The organism is Serratia sp. CC22-02 (assembly GCF_900182895.1).
Lineage (GTDB): Bacteria > Pseudomonadota > Gammaproteobacteria > Enterobacterales > Enterobacteriaceae > Serratia > Serratia nevei.
In genome coordinates this window covers 1-1614 of the sequence record NZ_FXUD01000029.1, presented here as the reverse complement: position 1 = coordinate 1614, position 1614 = coordinate 1, and the positions used below count along the sequence as shown (strand labels likewise).

The 1614-nt window shown below is 44.2% G+C and carries 2 protein-coding genes and 2 pseudogenes; all 4 read right to left on the bottom strand.

Translation table 11 applies throughout. The annotated features are described in order from the left end of the window. A pseudogene (locus QOL81_RS25745) lies at positions 1-233 on the bottom strand (RHS repeat-associated core domain-containing protein); the annotation flags it as partial. A 133-nt stretch (positions 234-366) separates the two neighbouring features. Beyond that, the gene (locus QOL81_RS25740) at positions 367-690 is read right to left on the bottom strand and encodes a hypothetical protein (RefSeq protein WP_070914951.1); all 324 of its coding nucleotides are present in this window, start codon (positions 688-690) and stop codon (positions 367-369) included. 52 nt (positions 691-742) lie between these two features. Further along, complete coding sequence (locus tag QOL81_RS25735) at positions 743-1177, bottom strand: hypothetical protein (protein WP_048233698.1); 435 nt, start codon at positions 1175-1177, stop codon at positions 743-745. 2 nt (positions 1178-1179) lie between these two features. Next, positions 1180-1614 (bottom strand): annotated as a pseudogene (locus QOL81_RS25730) (RHS repeat-associated core domain-containing protein); the annotation flags it as partial.

Here is a 1614-nt window from a genome sequence, read left to right as displayed (position 1 = left end):
GCCAGCGGGCTCCACGGGCTGGCCGGATCGTAGCTCCAGCTGCGGCGGCTACCGTCGTCGCGCTGCTCCTGCAGCAACCGGTAACCCTGCCACAGAAAACGGGTCGTCTGTTCGGTTTTGCCCTTGTAGCGCACCGCCTTGCGGCTGCGGCGGCCCAGCGCGTCGTAATGGTACTGCGCCTCGAACTCGCCCTGCGGGCCGCGGCCATGCGCCTGCACCAGCCGGTTGTCGGCGATCGGCACCAACGGCAGGTGTGCGAGGATGTCGTTTTGCAGACTTATTAAACCAATTCATTCTTATTTTTAAAGAACGCCTCGCTGAACCTAATTTTTTAGCATTAAATTATATTGTTTATCCCTCTCCTTCTCACAAGCCATTTTCATTTGAAATTAGACGCTTCCATTTCTCAAGATATCCCTCAAACTCATCTATACTCGAGACAATCATAGACTCCTCGGTGTACTCATTAAAAATCTCCACACCATTAGGTTTAATAGTTATAGTATGAGAGTTCCCCGTCCCCTCCCAAAATGGCAGAGTTCCAGAGCTTACAAGTTTACAAGCCTCAATAAACTCATTGACACCATAGACACTTCTTTGGATATCATCCTTTAAAAAGTCAATCAGTATCCTAAAATCACCATCAGCTTCTATAGATGGATAACCGTCATCACAGATAAAAAACCTCATGACAATCCTTCATGTTCTTTATTTCCTCATTCAATTCCCGCACACTCAGCAATCAAACTATCACCATTTCCTCAGGTTTTAGCACATTGACCTTCAGTCGGAATCCAGCACTTGAATCTATGACAACCGTTGAATCATGTAAAATGGTTGCAGAAACGAAGGGGTTGGAGTTTTCCGAGTAAATAACCCAAATTAGTTTTTCTTCGCGATCCAAATAAGCGATAAAACCTTCTGAACCATAACTCCCCTCCCCTAAGCATAAGTATCCACCACAACTCAAATCAATTTTTTTTATTACATCAATAGTAGTAATCTCATCTTTATTTTTTTCATAGAACTCACAAAAATCGAAACATCCCGATTTAGATACTTTAGGCGTGGGGTAGGATATGATATCGATCAGCTCAGCCCTACCATCTGAAAAATAAAGAGCATTTTTAATCGGTAATTCACCAGCTTCCCACAGTTCAGTAATTACATTCTTCATTTTTATGGACACCTCTTAGGTCGGCTATTGAGCCCTTTATCCGGAACCACACCGCCAGCTTTAACATTTCTGCGGTCTTTGAAACGCTCTTGGAATTTTTGCTGCCATGTTTTTCCTGTCGTAGATGAAGGATGAACAGCATTAGGGTCAACACGTTGAACAGCAACTTTTTCTACACCTGCTTCCAAAGCAGCATCTAACCTTCTATTATCATATGTGACTAATTGGCCATCAACCTCTAATACATTTAGAGGAGAACGCCCCCAATCCCACTCTCCTTTTTTCATGATCTCGGCATAATCATTTGCAGATATTGTTCTCTGTGAGAAATTGATATCTGATGGATTAACCCATTCAATACTCAACCCAAACGGATCCACCCACATCAGCGGGTTCGGCGCATACTGATACAGGTTCAGCCCACCGCGCAGCCCTAT